At 73.4% G+C, this 26,860-nt stretch carries 23 protein-coding genes and 1 riboswitch; of the genes, 9 read left to right on the top strand and 14 right to left on the bottom strand.

The window, feature by feature from the left end; translation table 11 throughout:
• Positions 1 to 50 precede the first annotated feature (50 nt).
• Positions 51 to 803: a PIG-L deacetylase family protein gene (locus tag E7744_RS12915; protein WP_137774461.1), complete on the bottom strand. Its 753-nt coding sequence runs from the start codon at positions 801 to 803 to the stop codon at positions 51 to 53.
• A gap of 89 nt (positions 804 to 892) precedes the next feature.
• Positions 893 to 2,464 carry a TIGR01777 family oxidoreductase gene (locus E7744_RS12910; protein WP_137774460.1) on the bottom strand — a complete coding sequence of 524 codons (1,572 nt, stop codon included), beginning with the start codon at positions 2,462 to 2,464 and terminating at the stop codon, positions 893 to 895.
• 150 nt (positions 2,465 to 2,614) lie between these two features.
• Between E7744_RS12910 and E7744_RS12905 the strand changes: the two genes are divergently transcribed.
• The 4 genes from E7744_RS12905 (at position 2,615) to E7744_RS12890 (ending at position 9,360) form a co-directional block, all read left to right on the top strand.
• A complete protein-coding gene (locus tag E7744_RS12905; protein WP_137774459.1) occupies positions 2,615 to 3,526 on the top strand; it encodes an SDR family oxidoreductase in 912 nt (303 codons plus the stop codon).
• Positions 3,527 to 3,597: 71 nt separating this feature from the next.
• Positions 3,598 to 3,721: riboswitch (glycine riboswitch) on the top strand.
• A gap of 146 nt (positions 3,722 to 3,867) precedes the next feature.
• Complete coding sequence (gene gcvP / locus E7744_RS12900; protein WP_137774458.1) at positions 3,868 to 6,879, top strand: aminomethyl-transferring glycine dehydrogenase; 3,012 nt, start codon at positions 3,868 to 3,870, stop codon at positions 6,877 to 6,879.
• A gap of 12 nt (positions 6,880 to 6,891) precedes the next feature.
• Positions 6,892 to 8,085: a glycine cleavage system aminomethyltransferase GcvT gene (gene gcvT, locus E7744_RS12895; protein ID WP_137774457.1), complete on the top strand. Its 1,194-nt coding sequence runs from the start codon at positions 6,892 to 6,894 to the stop codon at positions 8,083 to 8,085.
• Positions 8,086 to 8,169: 84 nt separating this feature from the next.
• The gene (locus tag E7744_RS12890; RefSeq protein WP_137774456.1) at positions 8,170 to 9,360 is read left to right on the top strand and encodes a thermonuclease family protein; all 1,191 of its coding nucleotides are present in this window, start codon (positions 8,170 to 8,172) and stop codon (positions 9,358 to 9,360) included.
• Between the two features lie 84 nt (positions 9,361 to 9,444).
• Here the strand turns inward: E7744_RS12890 and E7744_RS12885 are convergent, their stop codons facing one another.
• Positions 9,445 to 10,131, bottom strand: a complete 687-nt coding sequence (locus E7744_RS12885; RefSeq protein WP_137774455.1) for a response regulator transcription factor — start codon at positions 10,129 to 10,131, stop codon at positions 9,445 to 9,447.
• Positions 10,132 to 10,228: 97 nt separating this feature from the next.
• On the opposite strand from E7744_RS12885, the gene E7744_RS15865 reads away from it, so the two are divergent.
• The gene (locus E7744_RS15865) at positions 10,229 to 10,426 is read left to right on the top strand and encodes a hypothetical protein (protein ID WP_168199823.1); all 198 of its coding nucleotides are present in this window, start codon (positions 10,229 to 10,231) and stop codon (positions 10,424 to 10,426) included.
• Positions 10,427 to 10,433: 7 nt separating this feature from the next.
• Here the strand turns inward: E7744_RS15865 and E7744_RS15860 are convergent, their stop codons facing one another.
• The gene (locus E7744_RS15860) at positions 10,434 to 10,643 is read right to left on the bottom strand and encodes a hypothetical protein (protein ID WP_168199822.1); all 210 of its coding nucleotides are present in this window, start codon (positions 10,641 to 10,643) and stop codon (positions 10,434 to 10,436) included.
• On the opposite strand from E7744_RS15860, the gene E7744_RS12875 reads away from it, so the two are divergent.
• Together E7744_RS12875 and E7744_RS12870 are read left to right on the top strand one after the other, a co-directional pair.
• Positions 10,630 to 11,652, top strand: coding sequence for a sensor histidine kinase (locus E7744_RS12875; protein WP_168199821.1), 1,023 nt, complete (start codon positions 10,630 to 10,632; stop codon positions 11,650 to 11,652). The genes E7744_RS15860 and E7744_RS12875 overlap by 14 nt on opposite strands.
• Before the next feature lie 288 nt (positions 11,653 to 11,940).
• Entirely contained in the window at positions 11,941 to 13,185 is a 1,245-nt protein-coding gene (locus E7744_RS12870; protein WP_137774453.1) for a CynX/NimT family MFS transporter, read from the top strand.
• A gap of 30 nt (positions 13,186 to 13,215) precedes the next feature.
• Here E7744_RS12870 and E7744_RS12865 read toward each other — a convergent pair whose 3' ends face one another.
• The 4 genes from E7744_RS12865 to E7744_RS12850 form a co-directional block, all read right to left on the bottom strand.
• The gene (locus E7744_RS12865) at positions 13,216 to 13,953 is read right to left on the bottom strand and encodes a DsbA family protein (protein ID WP_137774452.1); all 738 of its coding nucleotides are present in this window, start codon (positions 13,951 to 13,953) and stop codon (positions 13,216 to 13,218) included.
• Between the two features lie 71 nt (positions 13,954 to 14,024).
• A complete protein-coding gene (locus E7744_RS12860; protein WP_371415350.1) occupies positions 14,025 to 14,861 on the bottom strand; it encodes a hydroxymethylpyrimidine/phosphomethylpyrimidine kinase in 837 nt (278 codons plus the stop codon).
• 77 nt (positions 14,862 to 14,938) lie between these two features.
• Entirely contained in the window at positions 14,939 to 15,424 is a 486-nt protein-coding gene (locus tag E7744_RS12855) for a hypothetical protein (RefSeq protein ID WP_137774450.1), read from the bottom strand.
• Positions 15,425 to 15,510: 86 nt separating this feature from the next.
• The gene (locus E7744_RS12850; RefSeq protein WP_137774449.1) at positions 15,511 to 16,638 is read right to left on the bottom strand and encodes a 4-oxalomesaconate tautomerase; all 1,128 of its coding nucleotides are present in this window, start codon (positions 16,636 to 16,638) and stop codon (positions 15,511 to 15,513) included.
• Between the two features lie 127 nt (positions 16,639 to 16,765).
• Here E7744_RS12850 and E7744_RS12845 point away from each other — a divergent pair, with 127 nt between their 5' ends.
• Positions 16,766 to 17,425 carry a GntR family transcriptional regulator gene (locus tag E7744_RS12845; RefSeq protein ID WP_246858450.1) on the top strand — a complete coding sequence of 220 codons (660 nt, stop codon included), beginning with the start codon at positions 16,766 to 16,768 and terminating at the stop codon, positions 17,423 to 17,425.
• 63 nt (positions 17,426 to 17,488) lie between these two features.
• Here E7744_RS12845 and E7744_RS12840 read toward each other — a convergent pair whose 3' ends face one another.
• The 5 genes from E7744_RS12840 to E7744_RS12820 all read right to left on the bottom strand — a co-directional run bounded on the left by E7744_RS12840 (position 17,489) and on the right by E7744_RS12820 (position 24,469).
• On the bottom strand, positions 17,489 to 18,280 hold the full coding sequence (locus E7744_RS12840; RefSeq protein WP_137774448.1) for an IclR family transcriptional regulator: 792 nt from the start codon (positions 18,278 to 18,280) through the stop codon (positions 17,489 to 17,491).
• A gap of 142 nt (positions 18,281 to 18,422) precedes the next feature.
• Positions 18,423 to 19,670, bottom strand: coding sequence for a M24 family metallopeptidase (locus E7744_RS12835; protein WP_137774447.1), 1,248 nt, complete (start codon positions 19,668 to 19,670; stop codon positions 18,423 to 18,425).
• A gap of 136 nt (positions 19,671 to 19,806) precedes the next feature.
• A complete protein-coding gene (locus E7744_RS12830) occupies positions 19,807 to 20,721 on the bottom strand; it encodes a creatininase (RefSeq protein WP_137774446.1) in 915 nt (304 codons plus the stop codon).
• Complete coding sequence (locus E7744_RS12825) at positions 20,718 to 22,574, bottom strand: BCCT family transporter (protein ID WP_137774445.1); 1,857 nt, start codon at positions 22,572 to 22,574, stop codon at positions 20,718 to 20,720. The genes E7744_RS12830 and E7744_RS12825 overlap by 4 nt, the downstream gene beginning before the upstream one ends.
• A gap of 239 nt (positions 22,575 to 22,813) precedes the next feature.
• Complete coding sequence (locus E7744_RS12820) at positions 22,814 to 24,469, bottom strand: cytosine permease (RefSeq protein ID WP_137774444.1); 1,656 nt, start codon at positions 24,467 to 24,469, stop codon at positions 22,814 to 22,816.
• A gap of 122 nt (positions 24,470 to 24,591) precedes the next feature.
• Here E7744_RS12820 and E7744_RS12815 point away from each other — a divergent pair, with 122 nt between their 5' ends.
• A complete protein-coding gene (locus E7744_RS12815; RefSeq protein ID WP_137774443.1) occupies positions 24,592 to 26,109 on the top strand; it encodes a PucR family transcriptional regulator in 1,518 nt (505 codons plus the stop codon).
• A gap of 61 nt (positions 26,110 to 26,170) precedes the next feature.
• Here E7744_RS12815 and E7744_RS12810 read toward each other — a convergent pair whose 3' ends face one another.
• Positions 26,171 to 26,839 carry a GntR family transcriptional regulator gene (locus tag E7744_RS12810; RefSeq protein WP_137774442.1) on the bottom strand — a complete coding sequence of 223 codons (669 nt, stop codon included), beginning with the start codon at positions 26,837 to 26,839 and terminating at the stop codon, positions 26,171 to 26,173.
• Positions 26,840 to 26,860 lie beyond the last annotated feature (21 nt).

The raw sequence follows: 26,860 nt of genomic DNA, 5'->3' as shown, positions 1-26,860 counted from the left end.
GGTGCCTGCTGGGTGCCTCGCGTCATGGGTCGATCATCGCAGGGCCCGTCTCAGGTGCCGAAGTGGCGGAAGGCTACCGCGTACTCCGTGCCCGCGGCCTGCCCGCCCGCGCGCAGGATCTCCGGGATCATCACGCCGGGCGCGGGATGGCCGGTGACGTGCCGCAGGTAGGCGGCGTGGCACTCCAGCGAGGAGACGGAGGCGGCCACCGCCTCCGCGTCCACCGGAAGGGCGTGGGTGGGACGCTCGTGCCCGGCGACCAGCAGCGCGGAGGCGTGCCAGGGCCCCAGGCCCTCGTCCTCGGCCAGTTCCCGGAAGACCCACGGGTTCGCGGCGTCGCGGACGGCGTCCACGACGGCCAGCCCGCCGGCCCGGTGGTCGGCCTGGTTCAGCCCGCCGTAGGCCTCGAGGTCGAAGTTGCCGGTCACCACGGCGTGGGGCCGGACCTGGCGGATCACCCGGGCGATGTCCCGGCGCAGGGGCAGGCCGTACTCCAGCATCCCGTCCGGGTGGTCGAGCACGCGCAGGTCGGCCACGCCCACGGCCGCGCACGCGGCGCGCTGCTCGGCCATCCGCAGGGGCCCGACGACGTCCGGCGGCTCGGCCATCCCGGCCTCGCCCGAGGTCATCAGCAGGTAGGTGACCTCCGTGCCGCCGCGGACCCAGGTGGCGACGGCGGCGGAGGTGCCGTACTCCAGGTCGTCCGGGTGGGGCGCGATGCACAGCACGCGCGACCAGTCCGCGTCCGGCACGGGAGGCAGGGGGACGGTGGGGACGGCCGGGCCGGCGGTGTGCTCGCTCACGCCACCAGTCTCGCCGAGGCCGCGGACCGCGGTCGAGGACCCACCTCCGCGAGGCGCGCGCCGGCCCCGCTGCCCGTGTCCGGCCGGCCTCAACGCCCCAGCACGTGCCGCAGGGCGTCCTCGAGCTCCGGGTGCCGGAAGCGGTACCCGGCGGCGAGCGCCCGGTCGGCGCGGACCCGCTGGTCCGCCTCGACGAGCAGCCGGTTGCCCTCGGCGCCGAGGACGAGTTGCGGGGCCACGCGCGGCAGCGGCAGCGCCGCGGGGCGGTGCAGGACGCGGCCCAGGGTCTCGGCGTACTCCCGGGCGCGCAGCGGGGCGGGGGCCACCGCGTTGAGCGGACCCTCCACGGCCTCGGTGAGCACGGCGTGGGCGTACAGGCCCACGATGTCGTCGATCGAGATCCAGCTCTGCCACGGGTCCCGGTCCTGGCCGCCGAGCGGGCCGCCGGTGCCCAGCGGGCCGCCCGCGCCGACGACGAACAGGGGCAGGACCTGCTGCAGGATCCCGCCGGCCGGGGTCTGCACCAGTCCGGTGCGGATCATGGCCGTGCGCACCCCCGACTCGGCGGCGGGCGCCGTCGCGCCCTCCCACTGCCGGCACACGTCGGCCAGGAAGTCGGTCCCGGCCGGGTCGGTCTCCCGCAGCCCCTCGCCGTCGGGGCCGGCGCCGGCGTCGGCCCCGTAGTAGCCGATCCCGGAGGCGCTGACGAGCGCGCGCCGCCGGCCGTCCGCCGCGAGGTCCGCGAGCGTGCGCGCCAGCAGGGACGTGGACGCCTGCCGGGACCGCAGCACCTCGGCCCGGTGGGCCTCGGTCATCCGCCCGCCGATGGTCTCCCCGGAGAGGTTCACGACGACGTCGGCCCGGCGCAGCTGCTCCGGGTCCAGGACCCCGGCGGCCGGGTCCCACGTGATCCCCATGCCGCGGGGCGTGGTGGGGGTGCGGCCGGGCCGCACGAGCGGGACGACCCGGTGGCCGCCGCCGCCGAGCAGGGCCGCGAGCTGGCTCCCGATCAGGCCGCTGGCCCCGGACATGGCGATCGTCAGGGACCGGCCCGCCCCGTCCCCGGCGGCGTGCGCGGCGTGGAAGTCCAGGTCGGCGCGCAGCTGCTCGTGCCGGTAGGCGAACTGGCGGTCGAGTTCGGCCTCGAACTGCTCCCGGGTCCACCGGCCGGTGCGCACGCCCAGCCGGCCGGCCCGGTCCAGGAGCGAGGTGCCGGGCAGCTCGTACTCGACGTGGTCCACCATGAGGCAGCCCGGGGAGCCGTCCGGGGCGTCCGCCTCGCCCGGGGCCGCGTCCTCGAAGGAGTGGGTGTGCACCCACGAGCGCAGCGGGCCGGAGGCCATCTCGTCCCGGAACATGCGGTCCGGCTCGAGGGCGGTGTGCCGGGCCGTCCAGGGCACCTCCGGGGAGAGCCACGCGGGCAGCCGCACGGGCAGGACGGTGCGGGCCAGCCCGGCCGCGGACTCCAGTCCCAGGCCCAGCGAGCCGGGGACGCCGATGCCGAGCCGGGCGACCGAGCCGACGTCGATCCCGTCCGGCTCCTGCCGGACGCTGCCGGCGAACGGCGGGGTGAGGCGGACTAGCGCGCCGGGGCGGGTGAACCAGGCGAAGACGTCCGAGCGGCGGTGGGGGAGCAGGGCGCGGCGTTCGAAGACGGGCATGCCCCTACTCTCGCACCCGGGGACCCGCTCTGGAACAGCGGGTGAGGTGGGCGGGGGCACAGGTGTTCCGGGCGGTGGCCCCGCGGCCTAGGGTGCCAGGGGAGGGGCGGCGGCGCGCCGGCCCCGCGGACGACGACGGAGGGAGCGGCGATGACCCACCACGAGGAACCGCAGGTGGCCCGGCACGCGCAGTCGATGGCGGGACGGGACGGCACCATGCCGCCCCAGCAGCAGGAGCCGCCGGGGCTGACCGCGGCGATGGACCCCGTGCCGGACCACGGGGAGTCCAGCTGGGTCGGCCGGGGCCGGCTCGAGGGGCTGAAGGCCCTCATCTCGGGCGGTGACTCCGGCATCGGCCGGGCGGTGGCGATCGCCTTCGCCCGGGAGGGCGCGGACGTGGCCATCACCTACCTCCCCGAGGAGGAGGAGGACGCCCAGGACGTGGTCGGGTGGATCGACAAGGCGGGGCGCACCGCGGTGACCGTGCCCGGGGACCTGCGCGACGAGCGCGAGTGCGAGCGGATCGCCGCGGAGGCCGTGGCCGGCCTCGGCGGGCTGAACATCCTCGTCAACAACGCCGGGTACCACTGGGCGCGCGGCGAGCCCGGGATCGAGGGGCTGCGGACGGAGGACCTCGAGCGGGCCGTGCGCACCAACCTCTACGGCACGCTGTGGCTCACCCGGGCGTGCGTGCCGCACCTGGGGGCGGGGGACTGCGTCATCAACACGACGTCGGTGCAGGCCTACCAGCCCTCCGAGACGATGATCGACTACGCGGCCACCAAGGCGGCCCTGAACAACGTCACGGCGAACCTCGCCGGCGAACTCGGGCCGAGGGGCATCCGGGTCAACGCGGTGGCCCCCGGCCCGGTCTGGACCCCGCTGCAGCCGGCCACCAAGACCCCGGAAGCGGTCTCCCACATGGGCGCCGACACCCCGCTGGGCCGGATCGGCCAGCCGGCGGAGCTCGCCGGGGCCTACGTGTTCCTCGCCAGTCCGGCCGAGGCGAGCTTCGTCTCCGGCACGGTGGTGGGGGTCACCGGCGGGCTGCCCGTCTTCTGAGCCGTCCGTCCCCGGCCGCAACAGGGAGAGGCGACATCGCCCCGGCTGTGCCAGAATGGGATGCACGCCACACGCCCAGCGCGGGAGAGTGCCGGCGCCGAGGACCCCGGGCACGCCGCCCGGGACCGCGGTCCGGCCGCCGAAGGAGCAAGTTCTCCCCGAGAATCTCTCAGGCCCCCGTACCGCGATGGGAACGGCGTCTCTGAAAAGTGCCCGGCTCCCTTTGCCACGGCCACCGACGGTGCAAGCCCGCATCCTCCAGATGCGGGCGGAATCTCTCAGGTTCATGACAGAGCGGGGAGGGACCGGTCCGTGCCCCCTGTGCTCTGGAGGAGAACCCCATGAATGCCATCGTCAGCCCGATCGCCGCGCCCACCGCGGGCCCGCGCCACGAGCCGCGGGACGCGGCCTCCGCGCCGTTCACCAGCCGCCACATCGGCCCCCGTGCCTCGGACGCCGAGGAGATGCTGTCCTACCTCGGCTACGACTCGCTCGAGGCCCTCGTGGACGCCGCCGTGCCGGCGGACATCCGCCAGCAGGAGCCCCTGGACCTCCCCGAGGCCATGACCGAGGCGGCCGTCCTGGAGGAGCTGCGCTCCATCGCCAACCGCAACGTGGTCAAGACCCAGATGCTCGGCCAGGGCTTCTTCGACACCGTCACGCCGCCGGTCGTGCTGCGCAAGGTGCTGGAGAACCCGGCCTGGTACACCGCCTACACCCCGTACCAGCCGGAGATCTCCCAGGGCCGCCTCGAGGCCCTGCTGAACTTCCAGACCATGGTCGCCGACCTCACCGGCCTGGAGATCGCCAACGCCTCCCTGCTGGACGAGGCCTCCGCCGCCGCCGAGGCCGTGCTGCTGATGCACCGCGGCAACCGCAAGAACGGCAACGGCATCACCCTGATCGACGCCGACCTGTACCCGCAGACCCGCGCCGTGGTCGAGGGCCGCGCCCAGGCCGTCGGCCTGGACGTGCGCGTCGCCGACCTCTCCGCCGGCCTGCCGGAGGAGCTCTCCGCGGACCTGGACGAGAAGGGCCTGTGCGGCATCCTGCTGCAGCAGCCCGGTGACTCCGGCAAGCTGCACGACCACGCCCCCGCCATCGCCGCCGCCAAGGAGCGCGGCGGCATGGTCGCCATCGCCGCCGACCTGCTCTCGCTCGCGCTGGTCGTCCCCCCGGGCGAGCAGGGCGCGGACATCGCGATCGGCAACACCCAGCGCTTCGGCGTGCCGCTGTTCTTCGGCGGCCCGCACGCCGCCTACATGGCCGTCCACAAGGGCCTCGAGCGCCAGCTCCCGGGCCGCCTCGTGGGCGTGTCCCAGGACGCCGCCGGCCGCCCGGCCTACCGCCTGGCCCTGCAGACCCGTGAGCAGCACATCCGCCGCGAGAAGGCCACCTCCAACATCTGCACCGCCCAGGCGCTGCTGGCGATCACCGCCTCGATGTTCGCCGTCTACCACGGCCCGGAGGGCATCCGCGCGATCGCCGAGCACGCCCACCGCCAGGCCTCCCGCCTCGCCGCCGCGCTGCGCTCGGCCGGGTTCCAGTTGGGCCAGGACGCCTTCTTCGACACCCTGCAGGTCTCCGTCCCGGGCCTGGCCCGCACCGTGGTCAACGCGGCCGAGGCCGCCGGCGTGAACCTGCGGTTCGTGGACGCCGGCACCGTCGGCATCTCCTGTGACGAGACCACCACGGACCAGGACCTGCTGGCCGTGCTCTCCGCCTTCGGCGCCCCCGCCGACTCCCTGCCCGCCGGCGTCGGCGCCGGCGAGGCCGGGGACACCGGCACCCCGGGCACCGGCTCCACCACCGGGCACATCCCGGCGGAGCTGCAGCGCTCGAGCGAGTACATGACCCACCCGGTGTTCAACACCTACCGGTCCGAGACCCAGATGCTGCGCTACCTCAAGCGCCTGTCCGGCTACGACCTGGCGCTGGACCGCACCATGATCCCCCTGGGCTCGTGCACCATGAAGCTCAACGCCACCGCCGAGATGGAGTCCATCTCGTGGCCCGAGTTCTGCTCCATCCACCCGTTCGCCCCGGACCACCAGACCGAGGGCTGGCGGTACCTGCTGAACGACCTGGAGGAGAAGCTCGCCGAGATCACCGGCTACGCCGGGGTCTCCATCCAGCCGAACGCTGGCTCGCAGGGCGAGTACGCCGGCCTGCTGGCCATCCGCCAGTACCACCTGGGCAACGGCGAGGGCGAGCGGGACATCTGCCTCATCCCCGCCTCCGCGCACGGCACCAACGCCGCCTCCGCGGTCCTGGCCGGGCTGAAGGTCATCGTGGTCAAGACCGCCGAGGACGGCACCATCGACAGCGCCGACCTGGACGCCAAGCTCGAGGCCAACGCCGGGCGCGTGGCGGCCATCATGATCACCTACCCGTCCACGCACGGCGTGTACGACGCCGACGTGCGCGAGGTGTGCCGCAAGGTGCACGACGCCGGCGGCCAGGTGTACATCGACGGCGCCAACCTCAACGCCCTGGTCGGCCTCGCCCAGCCGGGCCGGTTCGGCGGCGACGTGTCCCACCTGAACCTGCACAAGACGTTCTGCATCCCGCACGGCGGCGGTGGCCCGGGCGTCGGCCCGGTGGCCGTGGCCGAGCACCTCAAGCCGTTCCTGCCGAGCGCGGAGGCGCCGATCACCTCGGCTCCCTACGGCTCGGCCGGCGTGATGCCCATCTCGTGGGCCTACCTGCACCTGATGGGCCCGGAGGGGCTCACCGACGCGACCCGGTACGCGCTGCTGAACGCCAACTACCTGGCCAAGCGGCTCGGCGACTACTTCCCGGTGCTCTACACCGGCAAGTCCGGCCTCGTGGCGCACGAGTGCATCCTGGACCTGCGCGAGCTGACCGCCCGCACCGGGGTGACCGCCGAGGACGTCTGCAAGCGGCTCATCGACTACGGCTTCCACGCCCCGACCCTGGCCTTCCCGGTGGCGGGCACCCTCATGGTGGAGCCGACCGAGTCCGAGGACCTGGCCGAGATCGAGCGGTTCATCGAGGCCATGATCGCCATCCACGGCGAGATGGAGGCCACCACGCCGGAGACCCTGGACGAGTCCGTCCTCCGCAACGCCCCCCACACCGCCTCCGTGCTCACCGCGGACGAGTGGGAGCGCAGCTACTCGCGCTCCCAGGCGGCCTGGCCGGTGGAGGGCCTGCGGATGGACAAGTACTTCGCCCCGGTCGGTCGCATCGACGGGGCGTGGGGCGACCGCAACCTGTTCTGCTCCTGCCCGCCGGTGGAGTCCTTCGAGAAGGCCGACCCCGAGGCCGCGGCGGCGTCCGCGACCTCCGTGGCGGACAACCTCGTGTCCTCCTCCTCCGTTTCCCACTGACAGGAGCCCGTCATGACGCAGACCACCGACACCCAGTACACGCCGCTGCACGCCGTCCACGAGCAGGCCGGTGCCACGTTCACCGACTTCGGCGGCTGGCAGATGCCGCTGAAGTACGGCTCCGAGCTCGCCGAGCACAAGGCCGTGCGCTCCGCCGCCGGGCTGTTCGACCTCTCCCACATGGGCGAGGTGCGGATCACCGGTCCGCAGGCCGCCGAGGCCCTGGACTACGCGCTGACCGCGCGCGTGTCCGCCGTGGCCCCGGGCAAGGCCAAGTACACGCTCATCCTCACCGAGTCCGGGACCATCCTGGACGACCTGATCGTGTACCGGCTCGACGACGGCTCGGACGAGTCGGCGAAGGAGTACCTCGTGGTGCCCAATGCCGGCAACGCCCCGGCCGTGGCCGCCGCCCTGGCCGAGCGCGCCGGGTCCTTCGACGCCACGGTCGGCAACGAGTCCGCCGAGACGGCCATGGTGGCCGTCCAGGGGCCGCAGGCCGCCCGGGTGCTCGGCGCCGTGCTGGCCGAGGCCGAGGACCTGCCGGAGGTGAAGTACTACTCCTCGCGCCCGGCCACGGTGCGCACCGCCGAGGGCGAGGTGCGGGTCCTGCTGGCACGCACCGGCTACACCGGCGAGGACGGCTTCGAGCTGATGGTCGGCCCCATCGCCGACCCCGAGGAGCTGGCCGCCGCCGCCACGTCCGTGTGGAACGCCCTCGCGGCCGCCGCGCCCGGCGTGGGCGTCGAACTGCTGCCGTGCGGGCTGGCCAGCCGCGACTCGCTGCGCCTGGAGGCCGGCATGCCGCTGTACGGCAACGAGCTCGACCTGGGGCACCTGCCCAGCGAGTCCGGCGTCGGGATGGCCGTGCCGCTGAAGTCCAAGGAGACGGACTTCGTGGGCCGGGACGCCCTGCTGGCGGCCCGCGAGGCCGGCACCGGGACCACCACGGGCCAGGCGCTCGTGGCCCTGAGGGCGAACGGCCGCCGCGCGGCCCGCGGGGGCTACCCCGTGGTCGACGGCGAGGGGAACCGGATCGGTGAGGTCACCTCCGGCATCCCGAGCCCGACGCTGGGCTACCCGATCGCGCTGGCGCGCGTCGACGTCGCGTTCCGGGAGCCCGGGACCGAGGTCGCCGTGGACCTGCGCGGCAAGGCCGAGCCGTTCACCGTCGTCGAGCTGCCGTTCTACAAGCGGCAGGACTGACGGGAACCCGGGGCGGGCCCGCTTGCTAGACTCGACCGAGTCCGCGGGCCCGCCTCCCGGGCCACCGACCAGCGCAGGAAGACGATGACCTCACAGCGAACCGCCGGACGCCCTCCCGTGCTCGGCCTCATCGCGTTCGCCCTGCTCGCCGCCCTCCTGCTCACCCTGGCCGTCCTCAGCACCCTCAAGGGCGTGCGCACGGCCGAGGCCACCGGCCAGGTGGTGCGCGTGGAGGACGGCCAGACGTTCGTCGTCACCATGGACGGCACCGAGGAGACCGTCGCCCTGGCCGGGCTGATGGCTCCGGTGCCCCCCGCCGAGGGCCAGGAGGCCAGCGCGGAGAACTGCCTCGCCGAGGAGGCGGCGGACAACCTGTCCGCCATGCTCGAGCCCGGCGACGCCGTCCAGCTCGAGTACGCCGAGGACGCCCCCGGTTCGCGCGGCCCGCGCGCGGCCCTGGTCCGCTCGGGCGGCGTGGTGGTCAACATCGAGCAGGCCGAGGCCGGGCTGGCCGTCCCCCTGCCGGAGCAGCCGATCGACCACCTCGGCTCCGAACTGCGCGAGGCCCACCGCACCGCCCGCTCCGAGCAGGCCGGCCTGTACTCCCCCTCCGCCCCGTGCACCCTCGCCGGCCGCGTGGAGCCCGTGGTCGAGGTGCTGCGCGCCCTGCCCGAGGCGGGACCGGCCACCACCGCGGACGCCGAGCAGCAGATCGAGGCCGTCACCGCCGCCGTCGAGCAGGGCGTGACCGCGGAGAAGGCCTTCGCCACGATCGATCCCGAGGGGTCCTCGCTGTCCTCCCTGGCCTGGGCCCGGGACGTGCCGCGGCTGCGCGAACGGCTGGGCGAGGCGCTGTCCGCCGCGCAGTCCGAGCTCGCCTCGCTGCAGTCCACCCGCAACGTGCTCCAGACCCGGGAGCGCGAGGAGGTCGAGCGCAAGGCGGAGGAGGCGCGGCAGGCCGAGCTGGCCCGGCAGCAGGAGGCCGCCCGCCAGGCGGAGGCGGCCCGGCAGGCCGAGATCGCCCGCCAGGCCGAGGCGGCGCGGCAGGCAGAGGCCGCCCGTCAGCAGGAGGCGGCCCGGCAGGAGGCCAGCCGCCGCGCGGAGCAGGCGACGCCGACCCCCACGCCGACCACGGCGAGCCCGACGCCGACGCCCACCGCGACGACGGCGAAGCCCAGCCCCACGGCCACGCCGAAGGCGACGCCCAAGCCCAAGCCCAAGAAGTCGTCCGCCCCGGCCTCCCCCGACGCCTCGGGGAGCGCGGGCGCGGACTGAACCGCGCCGGCCGGCCGGCAGTGGCCGGACGGCACCGACTGGACGGCGCCGGCGTCGAGGGCCCGGACCGTCCGACGGGGCGGCTCAGTCGAGCGAGAGGGTCACCAGCCCGAGCTGGGCGGCCCGGATGATCACCTGGACCCGGTCGCGCACCTCGAGCTTGTCCATGATGCGGGTGAGGTTGGACTTCACCGTGGACTCCGAGACGTGCAGTTCCTCGGCGATCTCCGTGTTCGAGCGGCCGCGGGCCAGCAGGCGCAGCACGTCCAGTTCGCGCGGGGTGAGGTCCGAGCCGTCCGGGTCCCCGGGGGCGCGCGGCACGGTCCCGACGCCGGGCCGGTCCTCCTCGAGGGAGGACAGCAGCTTGCGCGTGACGGCGGGGGAGAGGACGGACTCCCCGCGGTGGACGCCCCAGATGGCGCTCACGATGGACTCGGGCTCGGCGTCCTTGAGCAGGTAGCCGGCCGCCCCCGCCCGCAGGGCGGGGATGAGGTACGGCTCGGAGGTGAAGGTCGTGATGGCCAGGACGCTGGTCTCCGGGAACTCGGCGGTGATGCGCTCGGTGGCCTCCACGCCGCCCATCACCGGCATCTGCATGTCCATCAGCACCACGTTGGGCCGCGTGGCGCGACACGCCTCCACGGCCTCCGCGCCGTTGGCGGCGATGCCCACGCAGGACATCCCGGGGGAGTTCTCCACCAGGACCCGCAGGGCACCGCTCATGAGGGGCTGGTCATCCACGATGAGCACTGACACGGACCGGTGGGGCATGGGTTCAGCGTAGCGGCCCTATCACCGATTGCACCGCCGTGTCGATTAAATCGTCCAGACTCTGGTAAACCGCAGGTCGGAGCCTGATAATGGAGTCATGAACCGCTTCCTGGCCTCGATGGCCGCTGTGCTCGTCTCCTCCGCCCTCATCGTCTCGCCGGCCGCGGCCACCGAGACCTCGACCTCGCTCATCTCCCCGACCACCACCACGACCTCCAAGGACACCGCCACGACCACTGGCATGAGCAATGGCTCGAAGGTCTTCTGGTGCAACTGGTGGGGCTTCTTCTGCTGATCCGCCGCTAGATGGACAACACCGCGCCGGCCGGCCTCCCCGTGGAGCCGGCCGGCTTCTGGTCTGCTCGGCCAGTGAGCAAGGCCTTTCTCGTGGTCGTGAGCATCTTCGTCGCGATCTCGGCGGCCTCGGACGTCATCTCAAGGATCGACGGATCCGGTCCGTCGACACCGAATGAGGTCTTGGTCAGCCTGCTCGTATCGATGGCCCTCTTCATGCTGTGGGCACGGACGACCTTCGCCTTCGCGGCGATGATCCCGGCGCTGCTGTCGAGTCACCTGCTGCAGTCCTTCAACCTCACGTCGTTCGCGCTGCCCTTCATGCTGGGCGCTGTGACGGCAACCGCGCGACGGTCCTTCAGTGCCGTTGCCCTCGGCATCTCAGTCGTCTGGGCCCTCTTGGTGCCCCTGACGTCGCCACGGAACGGGAGTTCCGTCTGGGTCGTGGTGCCGCTGCTCCTGGTGTCCTGGGCGGTCGGCATGTTCATCCGGTACATCTTGGACCGGGGGCAGCAGGACCGCCTGCGCGTCGCCGAGGCCACCCGCCGTGCCGCCCTGGCGGCGGCCGAGGAGCGGCGGTCCCTGGCCCGCGACCTGCACGACATCGTGGCGCACAACCTGACCATCATCTCGATGCAGGCGCGCGCGGCGAAGTACGCCGGCACGGACGAGGCCGCGCGCAAGGCCGTGGAGGTGGTGGGCGACTCGGCCACGGAGGCCCTCGCGGACCTGCGGCGCATGCTGTCCCTGCTGCAGGCCGAGGGCCTGCTGGCCGGGGACCAGGAGGCCGCGCAGGTGGCCCTCGGGGACGGCGCCGCGGCCCTGGACCTGGAGTACGGTGCGGTGAAGTTCCAGCGCATGCTCGAGGGCCTGGGCATCCAGACCGAGCTGGACCTGGACGGACTGGACCGGCCCATCCCGCAGAGCGTGGAGACGGCCCTCTACCGCGTGCTGCAGGAGGCGGTCACCAACGTGGCCAAGCACGCGGGGGAGGGCGGCCAGTGCCGCATCTGCATCCGGGTCCAGGACGGACAGCTGCAGCTGGCCGTGGACAACACCATGCCTCGCCGCGGGGAGCGGACGCGCGCCGGCTGGAACTCCTCCGGCAGCGGGCTGATCGGCATGCGGGACCGCGTGGACGCCTTCGGCGGGACCATGACGTCCGAGCGGGACGGCACGTGGTGGCGGGTCCGCGCGGAGGTGCCGATGCAGGGCCTGCCCGCCTAGTGTGATCTACGTCACATCACGAATCCAAATACTGTCCAAAGGTCCAATAGTGGTCCGGCACCCCCGCCCGGTAACCTGAAGGAGCCCCATGAGACGGTGCACACGGATCGGACGGTGGAATCAGCCCGGGGGGATACGGGCCCACCAACCAATATCCGCTGAGAGGCGGTGGCCAAGCCACCGCCTCTCAGGTGTTTAACGGCACCCGGTGCACGGCGCCCTACCACCACACTCGCGGCCCGCGGCAGGAAGGCGAGGGCCCGGCAGGCCGGTACTACAGTGGCTGGAATGAGCGCCCCGTCCCGCGCGTCCGTCGGCCTGCCGCCGCGGACGCGCTCCTCCTGGATCCCCATCGTCATGGCGGGCGTGGCCGCGGCCATGCACATCTGGAAGGTCCCGGAGGCCCTCGAGTTCATCCAGCGGGACCTCGGCATGACGCTCATCGAGTCCGGGGTGCTGCTCGGCATCGTCCAGGTGGGCTCCATGCTCCTGGGGCTCGCGGTCTCCCTGTTCTCCGAGGTGATCGGCCTGCGGCGCACGCTGCTCGTGGGGCTGTCCCTGCTGACCCTCGGCTCGCTGTCCGGGGCCTTCGCCGAGACCACCGGCGTCCTCATGGCCACCCGCGCCCTCGAGGGCGTCGGCTTCCTCATGGCCACGGTGGTGGCACCCCCGCTGATCCGGGTGACGACGCAGCCGGCGCGCGTGAACATCGCGATGGGCTGGTGGGGCGGCTTCCAGGGACTGGCCACGTTCCTGGCCGTGCTCGCCTCCACGCTCCTGCTCACCGCCGTGAGCTGGCAGGCGTGGTGGATCGCCATGGCCGTGGTCACGGCCGGCACGATCCCGCTGGTCGTGCTCTTCGTGTCCCCGCCCCCGGCCGCCCACGGCGCCGACCTCCGCGGGGCGTTGCGGCGCGTGGGTGCCACGGTCCGGACGCCGACGCCGTGGATCGCCGGGCTGGTGTTCGCCTGCTACACCCTGCAGTGGGGGTCGGTCATCGGCTTCCTGCCCACGATCTTCGACGAGGCGGGCGTGGGCGGCCTCTGGCCCGGGATCGTGACGGCCGTCGTCGGCGGCCTCAACGGGGTGGGCAACATCCTCACCGGACGGCTGCACCAGCGCGGGGTGCCGATGCGGCCGCTGATCCTCACCGGCCTCGTGGCCATGGGCGTGACCTCCGTGATCACCTTCGCCCCGGACTGGTCCGCGGTCCCGGGCGGGCTGGCCGTGCAGGTCCTCGCCGTGGGCCTGTTCTCCGGCGTCGGCGCGCTGATCCCGGCGAGCCTGAACCGCATCGCCGTGGACATCGCCCCCGCCGACGGCTCCCCGGCCGCCGTCATGGGCCTGATGGTGCAGATCTACAACGGGGCGAACTTCGTGGGCCCCATCATCATCGCGGCCATCGCCACGGCCGCCGGCGGATGGCACCTGTCCTGGACCATGACCGGGGCGGCCGCGCTCCTCGGCGCCCTGCTGGCGGGGCGGTTCCTCTCGGCCCGCCGCCTCGGGCTGGACTTCCGGCACCGCGGCTGAGCGCCGGGCCGCGCCGGGCCCGCGGGGGGATCAGTCGCAGCCCTCGGGGCCGCAGGCCTGCCCGGTGGGCCCGGCGTCGCCGTCGGGACCGGTGCCGGCACCCGCGGGCCGCACCATCTGCAGCGGGCGGGACTCGGCCCAGGCCTGCTCGAGGGCCTGGGCGAAGAGCTCGGCCGGCTGTGCCCCGGAGATGCCGTACCTGCGGTCGAGGACGAAGAACGGCACGCCGCTGACGCCGAGCGCCCGCGCCGCGGCGAGGTCCTGCTTGACCGCGGCCTCCCACTGCGCGTCCGTGAACGCCTCGCGGACCTGCTCGTCCGTCAGCCCGGCCGCGGTGCCGAGGCGGGCGAGGACCTGCTCGTCGCCGATGTCCAGGCCCTGCTCGAAGTGCGCGCGGAACAGCTCCTCCTCGAGCGCCGCGGCGGCCTCGGGGGACACGGCCTTGGCGCGCTGGACCAGCCGGTGCGCCCGCCAGGAGTTGGCGACCACGAGGTTCTCGAAGTCGTAGGACAGCCCCTCGCCGCGGGCCTGCTCGCCGACGTGCGCGAGCATCTGCGTCACCTGCTCGCGCGGCAGGCCCTTGACCTCGGCGAGGTAGTCGACCTCGCGCCGGTCGTCGTGCTCCGGCAGGGTGGGGTCCAGCTGGAAGCTCTTCCACTCCACCTCGACCTCGTCGCGGTGCTCGAAGGCGGCCAGGGCCGTCTCGAACCGCCGCTTGCCGATGTAGCACCACGGGCACGCCACGTCAGAGAAAATCTCGATCTTCACACCGGGCACAACCCGCGGCGGGGGTGCCGGTATTCCGCGTGTGCGCGGCCTCACGCCGGCCCTCGCGGGGGTCAGGGGCGGCGCAGGCCGCCCTGCCACAGGGCGTCGAAGGGGGTGTTGCCAGCGACGCGCTGCCGGATGCCCTCCGTGACGAACTCCTTGGCCCGGCGGGCGGCCTCGAGGGGCGTGGCCCCCTTGGCCAGCTCGGCGGTCACGGCGGCCGCGAGCGAGCAGCCGGCCCCGGACACGGCGTGCTCGCCGATCTTGGGCGTGGACAGGACCTCGAGGGTCTCGCCGTCGTAGTAGACGTCCACGGCGTCCGGCCCGGCGATGCGCACGCCGCCCTTGGCCAGCACGGCGGCACCCGAGGCCTCGTGGATGCGGCGGGCCGCCTCCTGCAGGTCCTCGACCGTCTCGATGGCCATCCCGGCGAGCTGCTCCGACTCGAAGTGGTTCGGGGTGGTGAAGGTGGCCAGCGGCAACAGCTCCGCCTTGAGCGCCTCGTCGGTGTCCAGGGCGTGGCCGGGCTCCTGTCCCTTGCAGATCAGCACCGGGTCCAGGACCACGTGGTCCCAGTCCTGGCTGCGCAGGGCGGTGGCCACGGTGGCGATGGTGCTCGGGGAGCCCATCATGCCGAGCTTGGTGGTGCGCAACTGCCCGGCGTAGTTGGCCTGGATGGCCTCCAGCTGGTGGGCGATCACGTCCTGGTCCACGGGGACGAAGCGGTGGTTCCAGTCGTCCTGCGGGTCGAAGGACACGATGCAGGTCAGGGCCACCATGCCGAAGGCGCCGAGCTCCTGGAAGGTCTTCAGGTCGGCCTGGGCCCCGGCGCCGCCGGTGGCCTCCGACCCGGCGATCGTCAGGGCGAGGGCGGGGGCGTGCACGTCGTACTGGTCAGTCGTGGGCATGCCCACCATGGTAGGCCTCGGCGCCGCCGGGCGCGGCCGGGCGGGCCCGACGTCGGCGCCCCGGCAGGGCGGGCGGCTCAGGCCCCGGCGGGGGAGGCGCCCTCGTCCCCGGGGCGGACGACCGTCACGAGCGGGCGGGCCAGGGTGCGGCCCAGGGCCATGAGGATGGCGGCGGGGAAGCCGACGACCGGGATGAGCATCGGCAGCAGGCCCCCGACGCCGGTGAACAGCACGGCCAGCCCGTAGAGCATGCCGACGAGGGCGTAGCCCAGGACGTGCACCCACTGGTTGAGGCGGTGGCGGAAGAGCCTGTTCACGAGCAGGCACAGCGGCAGGCCGATGACCATGCCCGCGAGCCCGACGATGCTGATGAGCGGGGTGAGCGAGCCGTAGGCCTGCAGTGCGGGGACGAGGCTCAGGACCACCACGAGGGCGGCCATCACGAGGTTCGGCGCGAGCCAGGCCACCAGGAACCCGTAGAGGGACATCCGCAGTCGCGGTCGCGGGCCGGCCGCGGCGGTCCGCCGGCGGCGGCTCGGCTTGACCGGGAGGGGCGTGGTCATGGCTGTCTCCAGTACTGGCAGGGGGCGCGAGGGCCGTGCCAGTCTACCGGCTCGGCCCGGCCCAACCGGCCCGCCGGGCCTTCCGGTCAGGCGAACGCCACGCCGTCCATCAGCTTGCGCGCCGTGCGGACGGTGCCGGTGACGAGGACCTGCGGGCCGCCGTCGGGCGCCCCGGCAGGATCCACCGAGACCACGAGGTCCGTGTGCCCCGTGGGATGCTCCACCCGGAGCTGCTCCGTGCCGTGGTCCCCCGGCATCCCGGCCACGACCGTGCCGGGCACGGCCCACGCGACCGCCGCCGAGGCCGCGGCGAAGACGCCGATCGCCTCGTGGACGCGCCGCGGGATGAAGCAGCGGGTGCCGAACGTGCCGCCGTGGCGGGCGGGGGAGACGAGGCAGACCTTGGGCACCGTGGCGTCCGCGACGTCGCCCAGTCCCATGGCCCGGCCGGCCTCCAGCCGCACCGCCTCGACCGCGGCGCACAGCTGGGCGTCGGCCTCCAGCGCGGCCGGGTCCTCGGTGCCGTCCACGCCCAGCGCGGCGGCCTCCACCACGACGACGGGCATCCCGTTGTCCACGCACGTCACCTCCACCCCGGCGAGGGTGTCGACGCGGTGGCCGGTGGGGAACAGGGCGCCGCAGCTGGAACCGGCGGTGTCCCGGTGGTCCAGGACCACCGGCGCCGCGGTGCCGGGCACCCCGGCGATCTCCGCCTCGCCGGCGTAGGTGACCCGGCCGCCGGGGGTGGAGACCGTGGCGATCGCCTCGGATCCGGTGTTGACCATGTGGATGCGCACCGTCGTCGTCCCCTCCGCGGCGGGCACCAGGCCGCGCTCGATCGCGAAGGGGCCCACCCCGGCGAGGATGTTGCCGCAGTTCTGCCGGTCCGTCACGAGCGCCTCGTCCACCGCGACCTGGAGGAAGAGGTAGTCCACGCCGCCGTCGGGCCGGGCGGAGACCACCGCGACCTTGCTGGTCAGCGGGTGTGCCCCGCCGAGGCCGTCGACCTGGCGCGGGTCCGGGGAGCCCATGAGGCGCAGCAGCAGGGCGTCGCGCTCGCGGGGGTCCGCCGGCAGGTCCTCGGCCAGGACGTACAGTCCCTTGGAGGTCCCGCCGCGCATCAGCATGCAGCGGATGCCCGACTCCGGGGCAGTGGCGCCGGGCGGGGTGGTCCCGGCGTGGTCGGTCCCTGCCCGGGGGCTCTCGGGGGCCATGACGCGTCCTCCCTCTCCGGCGGACCGGACGGCGGGCCGTCGGGGCGGAGGGGCTCCGCCGCGGCGTATCTGTGACAATATTGCTGACAATCGAGTCCATCATGACCGACGAGTCCAGGAGGCGCCAGTGGCAGCCGGAACCCGATCCCGGACCGGGGCGAGCGCCGCGGAGGTGGCCACGCGCATCCGCGAGGCGATCTTCGCCGGGGAGCTGGTGCCGAACCAGCGGCTCGTGGAGGCGGACCTGGCCGAGGCCTACGGGGCCAGCCGGGGCCACGTGCGCACCGCGCTGGGCGAGCTCACCGTGGAGGGGCTCGTGGAGCGCATCCAGAACCGGGGCGCCCGCGTGCGGTCCGTGCCCCTCGAGGAGGCCCTGGAGATCGTGGAGGTGCGCGCCGCCGTCGAGGCCCTGTGCGCCGCCCGGGCGGCCGAGCGGGTCACCGACGAGCAGGCCGAGCGGCTGCGCGGGATCGGCCGCCGGATGGAGGACGCCGTGCGCGAGGGCGACCAGGCCGCCTACGCGCAGGGCAACAAGGACCTGCACGGCGCGGTGATCGGGCTGGCGGACCAGCGCACGGCGGCCGCGACGATCGACCGGCTGCGGGCGCAGGCGGTGCGCTTCCAGTACCGGCTCTCCGCCCGGCCGGGGCGGTCCCAGACGTCGTTGCCCGAGCACCTGGCGATCATCGAGGCCGTGTGCGCGCGGGACCCCGAGGCGGCGGCCCGGGCGATGCGGGAGCACCTGGCCTCGGTGGCCCGGGCGATCGCGGAGTCGGCGCGGGACTGAGCCGGCGGGGACTCCGGGGGCCGGGCCCGGGGGCGGGGCGGCGCCGGGGGAGCGGTCCCCTCGCTAGGCCGGCACGACCGCCCCGAGCCGCGCCGAGATCCGCCGCGCGGCGCGGCGGCAGTCCTCGGCGTACCGGGGGACCAGCTCGTCGGTGACCCGGTAGGCGGGGGCGGCGACGAGCACGGCGCCGACCACGCAGCCGCGATGGTCGTGGACGGGGGCGGCGACGCCCACCTCGTCGGGGGCCGTCCGCCCGCGGTTGACGGCGTACCCGTTGCGGCGGACGTCCGCCAGTAGCGCGAGGTAGTCCTCCGGGCCGCAGCCGTCCCCGAGCTGGATGCGGCCGGAGCCCAGGAGCGCGCGCACGCGCTCGTCGTCCTCGGCGGCGAGGAAGGCCTGGACGCTCGCGCTGAGGGCGGTGGCGTACCGGCTGCCCAGCACGGAGGTGTGCTTGACCTGCTGGCGGCTGGGGATCTGCTCGACCGTCACGGCCGCCTCGCCGTCCCAGATGGCCAGCGCCGCCGTCTCTCCGGTGCGCTCCGCCAGCGCCTGGAGGTCGTCCATGGCCACGCGGCGCACGTCGAGGTTCGCCAGCAGGGGGCCGGCGACGGCGATCAGCCCGAGCCCCAGGCGGTACTTGCGGGAGGCCTCGTCCCGCTCCACCACGTGTTCCTCCTCCAGCGTGGCAAGGATGCGGGAGACGCTGGACTTGTGCAGCCCCACCCGCGCGGCGATCTCGGTGACGCCCTGCAGCGGCTCCTCGACCGTGAAGCACCGGATCACCTGCAGGACGTTGACGATCACGGAGGCTCCGCGGGCGCCGTTCTCGGCGCCGTTCTCGGACGTGGGGGTCATGGTGCTCCTCGGTCGTGGGGCGTGGCGCCCGGTGGGTCCGGACGCCCGGCGGGGCGCCCGGAGGGGGTGGACGGCGAGGGGGTGGGCGGTCCGGCGGGGAGCCGGTCCGTCCACCCCCTCGGTAGGGTCGTGCGCCCGTGGATCAGGCGTCGATGATGTTGTTCTCCGGGCCGAAGCCGAACTTGGTGATGTTCTCGGCACCGTCCTCGCCGACCACCAGGATGTCGTGCTCACGGTAGCCGCCCGCGCCCGGCAGGCCGTCGGCGACGGTGATCATCGGCTCCATGGAGACGACCATGCCCGGCTCGAGCACGGTGTCGATGTCCTCGCGCAGCTCCAGGCCGGCCTCGCGGCCGTAGTAGTGCGAGAGGACGCCGAAGGAGTGGCCGTAGCCGAAGGTGCGGTTGGGCAGCAGGCCGTAGCCGATGTAGATCTCGTTGAGCTCGGCGGCGATGTCCTTGCAGACCGCGCCCGGCTTGATGAGCTCCAGGCCGCGGCGGTGCACCTCGACGTTGATGTTCCACAGGCGCAGGCTCTCCTCGTCCGGCTGGCCGAGGAACAGGGTGCGCTCCAGGGCGGTGTAGTAGCCGGAGGTCATCGGGAAGCAGTTCAGGGACAGGATGTCCCCGCGCTGCAGCTTGCGGGTGGTGGCCCAGTTGTGGGCGCCGTCGGTGTTGATGCCGGACTGGAACCACACCCAGGTGTCGCGGACCTCGCGGTGCGGGAAGGTGCGGGCGATCTCGTGGACCATGGCCTCGGTGCCGATGAGGGCGACCTCGTACTCGGTGATGCCCTCGCGGATGGCGGCCTTGATGGCCTCGCCGCCCAGGTCGCCGATGCGCGCACCGTGCTTGATGACCTCGATCTCCTCGGCGGACTTGATCATGCGCTGGCGCATGGCGTCCTGGGAGACGTCGGTGAGCTCGGCGCCCGGGAAGGCGTCCTGGATGCGCTGGCGCACCATCAGCGGCAGGGCGTCGTCCTCCACGCCGATGCGCTTCGCCGAGACGCCGGCGCGGCGCAGGGCCTCCTGCAGGCCGAAGTAGAAGTTGTCGCGCTGCCAGTCGGTGTAGACGATGTTGTCGCCGTAGCTGGTGCGCCACGGCATGCCCGCGTCGATGTTGGCAGTGACGGTGACGGACTGGTCCTGGGTCACGACCAGGCCGTAGTTGCGGCCGAAGGTGGTGTAGAGGAAGTCCGAGTAGTACTTGATGCCGTGGTAGCTGGTCAGGATGACCGCGTCCAGGCCCTTGGCGGCCATGATCTGGCGCAGGCCGGCCAGGCGGCGCTCGAACTCGGCGTCCGAGAAGGTCAGCTGCTGCTTCTCGCCGTTGTGGAGGGTCTTCAGGCGCTCGAGCTCGGCGACGGAGTTGGCGGGGATGGTCGTCATGGTTGTCTCCTCTGGAGGCTGGTGTTCTGTTGCCGCGGAGCGGCGGTTCGGGGTCCCGTGCGGCGGCCATCCCGGCGGTCGCGTTGCATTCGATGCAACTGGGTTGCATTCAGTGTGTGATGTGTTTCACGTTTCGTCAAGAGGCGGAAACGGGCATGTTCGCGCCCGCCCCGACGGCGGCCGCGGAGGGGCCTGCCGAGGTGGCCCGCGAGGCGTTCCCCGCGGGCCCGACGGCGGCGCCCAGCTCCCCGGCGACGTCGGCCGCGAGGTCGGCCACCACCTGCTCGAACAGCAGGCGGCCCTTGGCGGCGTCGGAGCCGTCCGGGGCGGACAGGCAGCCCGTGGCCGGGGTCCGGCCCGGCACGACGGGCAGGCGGTCGAACCGCGGGGGCTCGGCCGGCGGGTGGCTCACGGCGCGGTCCATCGCCACGAGCTCCGGGCGCAGGTGCAGCAGCAGCGAGGTCTCCAGGACCCCGCCGTGCTCGATCGCCCAGCCGGGGAAGCCCTGCGGGTAGACGGTGGCGAGCGTCTCGTCCGTGACGAAGTCCCAGTAGGACAGCAGCAGGGCGCACTGGTCGTCGCCCGGGCCGATGCCGAGGTCGGCCAGGGCCAGGTCCACGCCCTCGTAGAGGAACTGGTAGTTCTCGTAGTGGCCGTTGAGGATCACCACGTTCCGGATGCCCTGGGACAGGAACCCGGCCACGAGGCAGCGGGTCATGGCGATCACCGCCGTGGCGTCCAGGCTGATGGTGCCGGCCAGGTGGTTGCCGCCGCCGGACTTCTGCTGCGACTTGTACCCGTAGGTGAACGGCTCGGCCACCTTGGCCCCGATCCGCCGGGCCATGGCCTCGGCGATCGCGGTGGACAGGATCGCGTCCGTGCCCAGCGGCAGGTGCGGGCCGTGCTGCTCGAACGCCCCGGCCGGGATGATGACGGTGGCCTCCCCGGAGGCCGCCCAGTCCCGGTAGGCGTGGGCGTCGAGGTGGGCCAGCCGCACCTCCTCCCCGGCGGTGGAGGGGCCCGGGGCGGCGGTGGTCTGGGGGGTGCTCATGGGGTGGTGTCCTCTCGGGCGGGGCGGGCGGCGGTGCGGCCGCGGGGGTGGGTGTCCAGGTCCTGCGGGGGGACGAGCGTGCCGGGGCCCACGCCGCGCCGCGGGTCCACCTGGGGGATGCCGTGCTCGTCGCAGAACGCGTCCTCGGGCCGCGGCTCCGGGTCGTTGATCTCCTTCTCGAGCCGGCGCGTCTCGGCGTCCCGGGCCTTCAGGCGGCGGACGAGGTTGATGATCATCAGGATGATCACGAAGGAGAACGGGAACCCGCCGATGATCGTGCCGGTCTGGACCGTGTCCACGGCGTTCACGCCGCCGATGGACAGCAGCACGAGGGCGACCGTGGCAATGCTGGCCACCAGCACCACGCGGAACCAGGGCCCGGACTTCTTGGGGGCGGAGACGAACTCGGCCAGGGCGTAGGTCCCGGAGTCCAGGCTCGTGACGTAGTAGGTGGCCACCAGGACGGTCGCCACGATCACCAGCAGCGTGCCGATCCACGGGACCATCTCGAGCATGGAGAACAGCGCCGTGGAGGTGTCCTCGGCGACGTCGGCGGAGATCTGCCCGGACTCGTTGTCGTAGTGGATGCCGGCCGAGCCGATGACGGCGACCCACACCATGACGATGAGGGAGGGGATGATCGTCACGCCGAGCACGAACTCGCGGATGGTGCGGCCACGGGAGATCCGGGCGATGAAGCCGGCCACGAAGGGCGAGAAGGCGATGACCCAGCACCAGATGAACACGGTCCACCAGCCGTTCCAGCTGTCCTGCCACTGGGCCAGCGGGGCACCCGTGGTCTCGGCGCCGGTCCAGAAGCTCATCGGCACGAAGTGGGCGATGAAGGAGCCGAAGGTCTGGGACATGTTGGACAGGATGTAGACGGTGGGGCCGAGGGCGAACACGCCGACCACGAGGACGATGCTGAGGATCGAGTTCAGCTCGCTGACCCGCTTCATGCCCTTGTTGACGCCCAGGAACGCCGAGACGGCGGTGAGGCCGCCCAGGGCCACGATGACGATGGCCCACACGCCGGGGCCGGCCTCGAGCGGCAGGATGTTCGTGGCGCCGGAGGAGAACTGCATGGCCGCGAAGCCGAAGGAGGTGGCCAAGCCCAGCACGGTGGCGATGATGGCCAGCAGCTCGATCACGACGCCGGCCGGGCGCTGGGCGCGGGCCGGCAGCAGGTCCACGGTCGCCTCCCGGAACGTGAGCGTCTTGCCCAGGTTGTGGTGGGAGTAGGCGAGGCAGATGGCGACGACGCAGTACATGGCCCAGGCCGTCAGGCCCCAGTGGAAGTAGGTCCAGACCAGTCCGCCCTCGCCGGGATTGGCCCCGGTGGGGATGACGGGGGTCTCCTCGCGCAGCATGATCGGCTCGGCGAGGGACCAGAAGATCAGGCCGATGCCCTGGCCGCAGGCGAAGAGCATGGAGTACCACGCGAACTTGCTGTGCTCGGGCCGGGCCTGGGGGCCGCCGAGGCGGATGCGGCCGAGCCGGCTGAAGCACAGCCACAGGCAGACGACCACGGCGACGAGCGAGTACAGCACGAACCACCAGGTGAAGCCGCCGGTCACGAAGGTGCGCAGGCGGTTGATCAGGCCCGCGGTCCCCTCCGGGTTCGCGGTCACCGCGGCGACGGCGGCGATGATCAGCACGGGCGGCAGGACCATGATGATGACCCGGTCCAGCTGGGGGATGAGCCGTCCCCGGAAGCGGGGGAGGTCCACGGTGCGCTCGGCTCCCGTGGCCGGGGAGCTCCCGTCGGGTCCGGGCGCCGGCGGTGCCGGCTCCTCGGTGCGGGGGGTCGTGTCCGTGGTGAGGTCCGTGGGGGGATGGGAACGGTGTGGCATGGAGGCCCCTTGATCGGCCCGGCGCGGTGCCGGGGGATGGTGGCTGGCGCGGCGGCGATTCCCTGCCGCTGTTGCATTGAAGGCAACTAAGTTGCACCGATCGTCGCAGTGATTGTCGTCACAGTCAAGGGTCGTGGTCGAGGCGCGGGCGGGAGATGGCGGAGACGTGCGGCGGGCCGGTGCGGCCGGGACGTGGGGTCCCGGGCGCACCGGCCCGCGAGGTGGTGGGGGGATGGGGGTCAGGGGAGGGGGGTGGTCGCGCGGGAGGGCGCGGCCTGGTCCTCGACCCCCGGGGCGCCGCCCGCGCCGGCGCCCGGGCCGGCGTCGGCCACGGCCACCAGGGGTGCCTCCGCGGCGAGCGCGGCGGGGGCAGCCGGCACCGCGGGGGCGTCCTCGAGGGGGCCGTCCACCGCCTGGCGCAGGGCGGCCTCCTCGTCGCTGACCGTGGGCTTCAGGCCCAGCGGGACACCGGCGTCGATCCGGTCGCGGAACCTCCGCAGCCCGAGGACGAAATACAGGCCCGCGGCGGTCACCGTGCCGGCCAGCCAGGAGAAGTCGATCCCCCCGACGGCGGTGGCGATGGGGCCCTGCAGGGCCGGGAAGGAGCCGTACATGCACATCCACGTCATGACGATCCCGCCGGCGAAGGCGATCATCGCGGCCGGGTTGACGGCCTTGAGCATGGTGTTCCGCGGAGCGTGGAACAGGTAGGAGAAGTCCCGGTGACGGCGTTCGAAGACGAAGTAGTGCACGGCCATGATGCCGCCCCACGTCGCCACCCAGGCGGCGATGGCGATGATCCAGTTGTGGAGCAGGTGGGCGAAGTCCGAGGCGAAGAGGAACGCGATGACGGCGGACATGGACAGGCAGCCCACGATGATGGAGATCTTCTTGCGGGAGACGTTGATGTCCAGCGCCTGCACGGCCACGCCGAAGGTGTACAGGTTGATGATGTTCGTGGCGATCGGGCCGTGGATGACCAGCAGGATCACGGGGACCGCCAGGACGCCGAAGCTGGAGACGATCAGCTCGCCGGGGTCGGCGCTGCCGTTGCGGGTGGCGAGGCTGGCGCCCAGGACGCCGAGCCAGACGACGGGGATGAACTGGCCGAGCACGCTGACGAGGTAGAGCTTCACTGGCGGGACGGAGCGGGAGACGAACCGGGAGTAGTCCGGCGCGTAGGTGAACCAGCCGATGCCCCAGCCGATGCCGATGGCGGTCATGATCGAGGACATGGCGGCGATGCGCGGCATGCCCTCCAGCACGGCGCCCGGCGGGCCGACGTAGGACCAGTCGATGTCCAGCTGGGTCCAGGCGACCACGGACATCGCGACCAGCACGAGGATGGTCGGGGGCATGGTCAGCCGCTCGAACTTGGAGATGGCACCGTAGCCGCGGTAGCAGATGGCGACCTGGATCGCCATGATCACGGCGGCCGTGCCGATCTTCCAGGCCATGTTGGGCTGGGTGGGGTCCACCCAGCCGATCGTGCCGAACATGGCCATGATCAGGTCCAGGATGACCCACGTGTTGACGGCGGACCAGCCGATGGCGATCGTCGCCTGGATGGCCGCGGGGAGGTAGGCGCCGCGGCGGCCGAAGGCGCCGCGGGCGAGCAGCATGCCGGTGGCGCCGGTGCGCTGGCCGAGCAGGACGAAGAAGCCGAAGCCGAGCATGCCGATCACGTTGCCGGCGACCAGGACGATGAGGGTGTCGGCCAGGCCCAGGCCGAGCTGGATGCCGAGGGCGCCGAGGATCCAGTTGATGGGGGCGACGTTCGCGCCGGCCCAGATCCAGAACTGCCCGGAGAGCTTGCGCGTCCGGTGCGACTCCGGGATCGGCTGGAGGACCTCTTCGATCGCATCGTGGTCCTGCGATGAGGCGGGTGCACTCATGGTGGTCTCGATTCTCGAGGGGGGATCGGTCGGATCCAGCGTAGGTGTGAGACGGGTCACAGACTATATTCACCCTGTCTACTCTGGGTGCCCGATCGCGGGACAGACTGTCAGGGGTCAGCATGCTCACGTTGCAGGAGGCCATGGGCTTCCCCGCCCTCTCCGCCGCCCAGCCGGTCCTGCGCTGCGCCGCCCCCGGGGGGCTGGGGCGCGAGGTCCGCTGGGTGCACTCGAGCGAGGTGCTCGAGATCGCCCCGCTGCTGCGCGGCGGCGAGGTGCTGCTCACGGGGGGCGCCCAGTTGTCCTCCCTCGCTGCCCCGGAGCGCCGGGCGTACGTCCGGTCCCTGGCGGCCCGTGGCGTGGCCGCGCTGGCCGTGGAGACCGCGCGGTGGGAGCCGGCCGACGTGGAGGTGCTCGCGGCCGAGGCGGAGGCCGCCGGGCTGACCCTCGTGGAGCTGCGCCGGACCGTGCGCTTCGTGGACATCGCGGAGGAGCTCAACAGCGCCATCGTGAACCGCCAGGCGCGGGTCCGCTCCGTGGTGGACGACCTCTCCCACCGGATCGCCGAGCACATCTCGGTCCACGGCCCGGACCTGCCGGAGGTCCTGCGCCTGGCGGCCGAGTCCCTGCGGGCACGCGTGTCCCTCATCGGGCCCGGCGGCGAGGTGCAGCACGCCGCGGGGGAGCCCGGTCCGGGCGGCGAGCCGGAGGAGGACCTGGGCGGGGGCGTGGAGGGTGGTACGGATGGCGACCGGGTGGTGCAGGAGGCGGGGGTCATCGTGGCCGGCCACGTGGCCGCCCGGCTGCGGATCGCGTCCGCGGTCACGGCCGAGGACGTGCTCGCGGCGGCCGCGAGCCGGCTGGCCGAGGTGCTGGCCCTCGCGCTCGTCCAGTCCTTCCGGCCCTCGGCGGACCAGGTGGCCGAGGTGCGGCTCATGCGGGCGGTCCTGGACGGCGCCCCCCGGGACGCCGTGGAGCGGCTCTGGGCCGGCACGGCCGTGCCGCGCGGGCCGGCCTGCGTGGTGGTCGGCTGGACGCTCGGCCCGACGTCGGCCCACGAGACGGTGCTGCGGCGCGCGATCCCCGTGGGGGCCGGCACCCAGTGGGGGCGGGGGCGGGCCGTGCTGGTCCCGCTCGGCGAGGGCGAGCCCCCGCGCCGGCGGGCCGCCGTGGTCTCCGCGCTGCGCGCGGCGGTCGACGGGCTCCCGGTGCGCTGCGCCGTCGGCCCCCTGGTGTGGGACGGGATCGACGCCCACGAGTCCTTCCTCGAGGCCCGCGCCCTGCTGGAGGAGGGCGGGGACGACCCGGGGGTGGTGGACGTCTCGGCCCGCTTCGCGGCCCGGGTGGCCGCCCGGCTGGAGGCGGAGGACTTCGTCCCCGTGCAGGTGCGGGCCGCCCTGGGGCGGGTCCAGGACTGGGACCGGCGGCACGGGACGGCACTGGTGGAGACGCTGGGCCGCTGGCTGGACACCGGATGCCACGCCACGGGCGCGGCGGCACGCCTGCACGTCGAGCGCCAGACCCTCCACAAGCGGCTGGCCAAGTGCTTCGAGCTGCTCGGCGAGGACCCGCGGGAGGGCGGCGACGTCTTCCCCCTGCACGTGGCCGTCCGGGTGGCGCTGCTGCGCACCGACACCTGACGCCGGCGCTCGACGCCGGCCCGTGGGCCTGCGGCCGGCGGGGCGGGCGCCGCCGTCGGGCCTAGAGGGCCGCGCGCACCATGGACTCGAAGTGGCCCACGTGGTCGGCGGCCAGCCGGGCCGCGCGGTCGGCGTCGCCCTCGAGGATGGCCTGGATGAGGTCCCGGTGCTCCACGATGTGGTCCTGCACCGAGGGCAGCCGGTCCAGGACCACGCACCAGATGCGGGTGGCCAGGTTGTCCAACCGGATCAGCGGCTCCTGCAGGTGGTGGTTGCCCGCGGCCCGGTAGATGAGCCGGTGCACCTCGAGGTCGTACTCCATGAGTTCCCGCCGGCCCCGGCCTGCCTCGAGGGAGTCCAGGGACTCGAGGGCCGCGGAGACCTCGCGCAGCTGGTCCCGGACCGCCTCGTTGGTGTTGAGCGCGGCCTTGCGGGCGGCCAGTGGCTCGAGGAGCTGGCGGACCTCGGAGATCGCCGCCAGCTCCGTGATGTCCACCGTGGTGGCGAACGTGCCCCGGCGCGGGAACGAGGCCACGAGGTGGTCCGTCTCCAGGCGCTTGAGGGCCTCGCGGACGGGGGTGCGGCCGAAGCCGAACTCCTCGGAGAGCCGGCCCTCGTTGATGGGCTCGCCGGGGGCGATGTCCAGCATGATCAGGCGGTCGCGGATCGCTTGGTAGGCCTGGTCGGCCAGGGAGGTGCTGGTCGGTGCGACGTCGAGCCGGGTGCTCATGGGTGCTCCAATCCGGGAGTT

Source organism: Citricoccus sp. SGAir0253 (assembly GCF_005877055.1).
In the GTDB taxonomy this organism is placed as follows: Bacteria; Actinomycetota; Actinomycetes; order Actinomycetales; family Micrococcaceae; genus Citricoccus.
The sequence above is the reverse complement of the archived record's forward strand: the minus strand, read 5'-3'. Positions and strand labels throughout refer to the sequence as shown.

Coding starts and splice junctions, on each gene's coding strand:
- E7744_RS15865 (WP_168199823.1), top strand. CDS start 10,229: ATGAACCGCTTCCTGGCCTCGATGGCCGCTGTGCTCGTCTCCTCCGCC.
- E7744_RS12830 (WP_137774446.1), bottom strand. CDS start 20,721: ATGAGCACCCCCCAGACCACCGCCGCCCCGGGCCCCTCCACCGCCGGG.
- E7744_RS12855 (WP_137774450.1), bottom strand. CDS start 15,424: ATGACCACGCCCCTCCCGGTCAAGCCGAGCCGCCGCCGGCGGACCGCC.
- E7744_RS12835 (WP_137774447.1), bottom strand. CDS start 19,670: ATGACGACCATCCCCGCCAACTCCGTCGCCGAGCTCGAGCGCCTGAAG.
- E7744_RS15860 (WP_168199822.1), bottom strand. CDS start 10,643: ATGAAGAGGGCCATCGATACGAGCAGGCTGACCAAGACCTCATTCGGT.
- E7744_RS12815 (WP_137774443.1), top strand. CDS start 24,592: ATGCTCACGTTGCAGGAGGCCATGGGCTTCCCCGCCCTCTCCGCCGCC.
- E7744_RS12840 (WP_137774448.1), bottom strand. CDS start 18,280: ATGACCCCCACGTCCGAGAACGGCGCCGAGAACGGCGCCCGCGGAGCC.
- E7744_RS12870 (WP_137774453.1), top strand. CDS start 11,941: ATGAGCGCCCCGTCCCGCGCGTCCGTCGGCCTGCCGCCGCGGACGCGC.
- E7744_RS12810 (WP_137774442.1), bottom strand. CDS start 26,839: ATGAGCACCCGGCTCGACGTCGCACCGACCAGCACCTCCCTGGCCGAC.
- gcvP (WP_137774458.1), top strand. CDS start 3,868: ATGAATGCCATCGTCAGCCCGATCGCCGCGCCCACCGCGGGCCCGCGC.
- E7744_RS12905 (WP_137774459.1), top strand. CDS start 2,615: ATGACCCACCACGAGGAACCGCAGGTGGCCCGGCACGCGCAGTCGATG.
- gcvT (WP_137774457.1), top strand. CDS start 6,892: ATGACGCAGACCACCGACACCCAGTACACGCCGCTGCACGCCGTCCAC.
- E7744_RS12910 (WP_137774460.1), bottom strand. CDS start 2,464: ATGCCCGTCTTCGAACGCCGCGCCCTGCTCCCCCACCGCCGCTCGGAC.
- E7744_RS12860 (WP_371415350.1), bottom strand. CDS start 14,861: ATGCCCACGACTGACCAGTACGACGTGCACGCCCCCGCCCTCGCCCTG.
- E7744_RS12885 (WP_137774455.1), bottom strand. CDS start 10,131: ATGCCCCACCGGTCCGTGTCAGTGCTCATCGTGGATGACCAGCCCCTC.
- E7744_RS12875 (WP_168199821.1), top strand. CDS start 10,630: ATGGCCCTCTTCATGCTGTGGGCACGGACGACCTTCGCCTTCGCGGCG.
- E7744_RS12890 (WP_137774456.1), top strand. CDS start 8,170: ATGACCTCACAGCGAACCGCCGGACGCCCTCCCGTGCTCGGCCTCATC.
- E7744_RS12850 (WP_137774449.1), bottom strand. CDS start 16,638: ATGGCCCCCGAGAGCCCCCGGGCAGGGACCGACCACGCCGGGACCACC.
- E7744_RS12820 (WP_137774444.1), bottom strand. CDS start 24,469: ATGAGTGCACCCGCCTCATCGCAGGACCACGATGCGATCGAAGAGGTC.
- E7744_RS12825 (WP_137774445.1), bottom strand. CDS start 22,574: ATGCCACACCGTTCCCATCCCCCCACGGACCTCACCACGGACACGACC.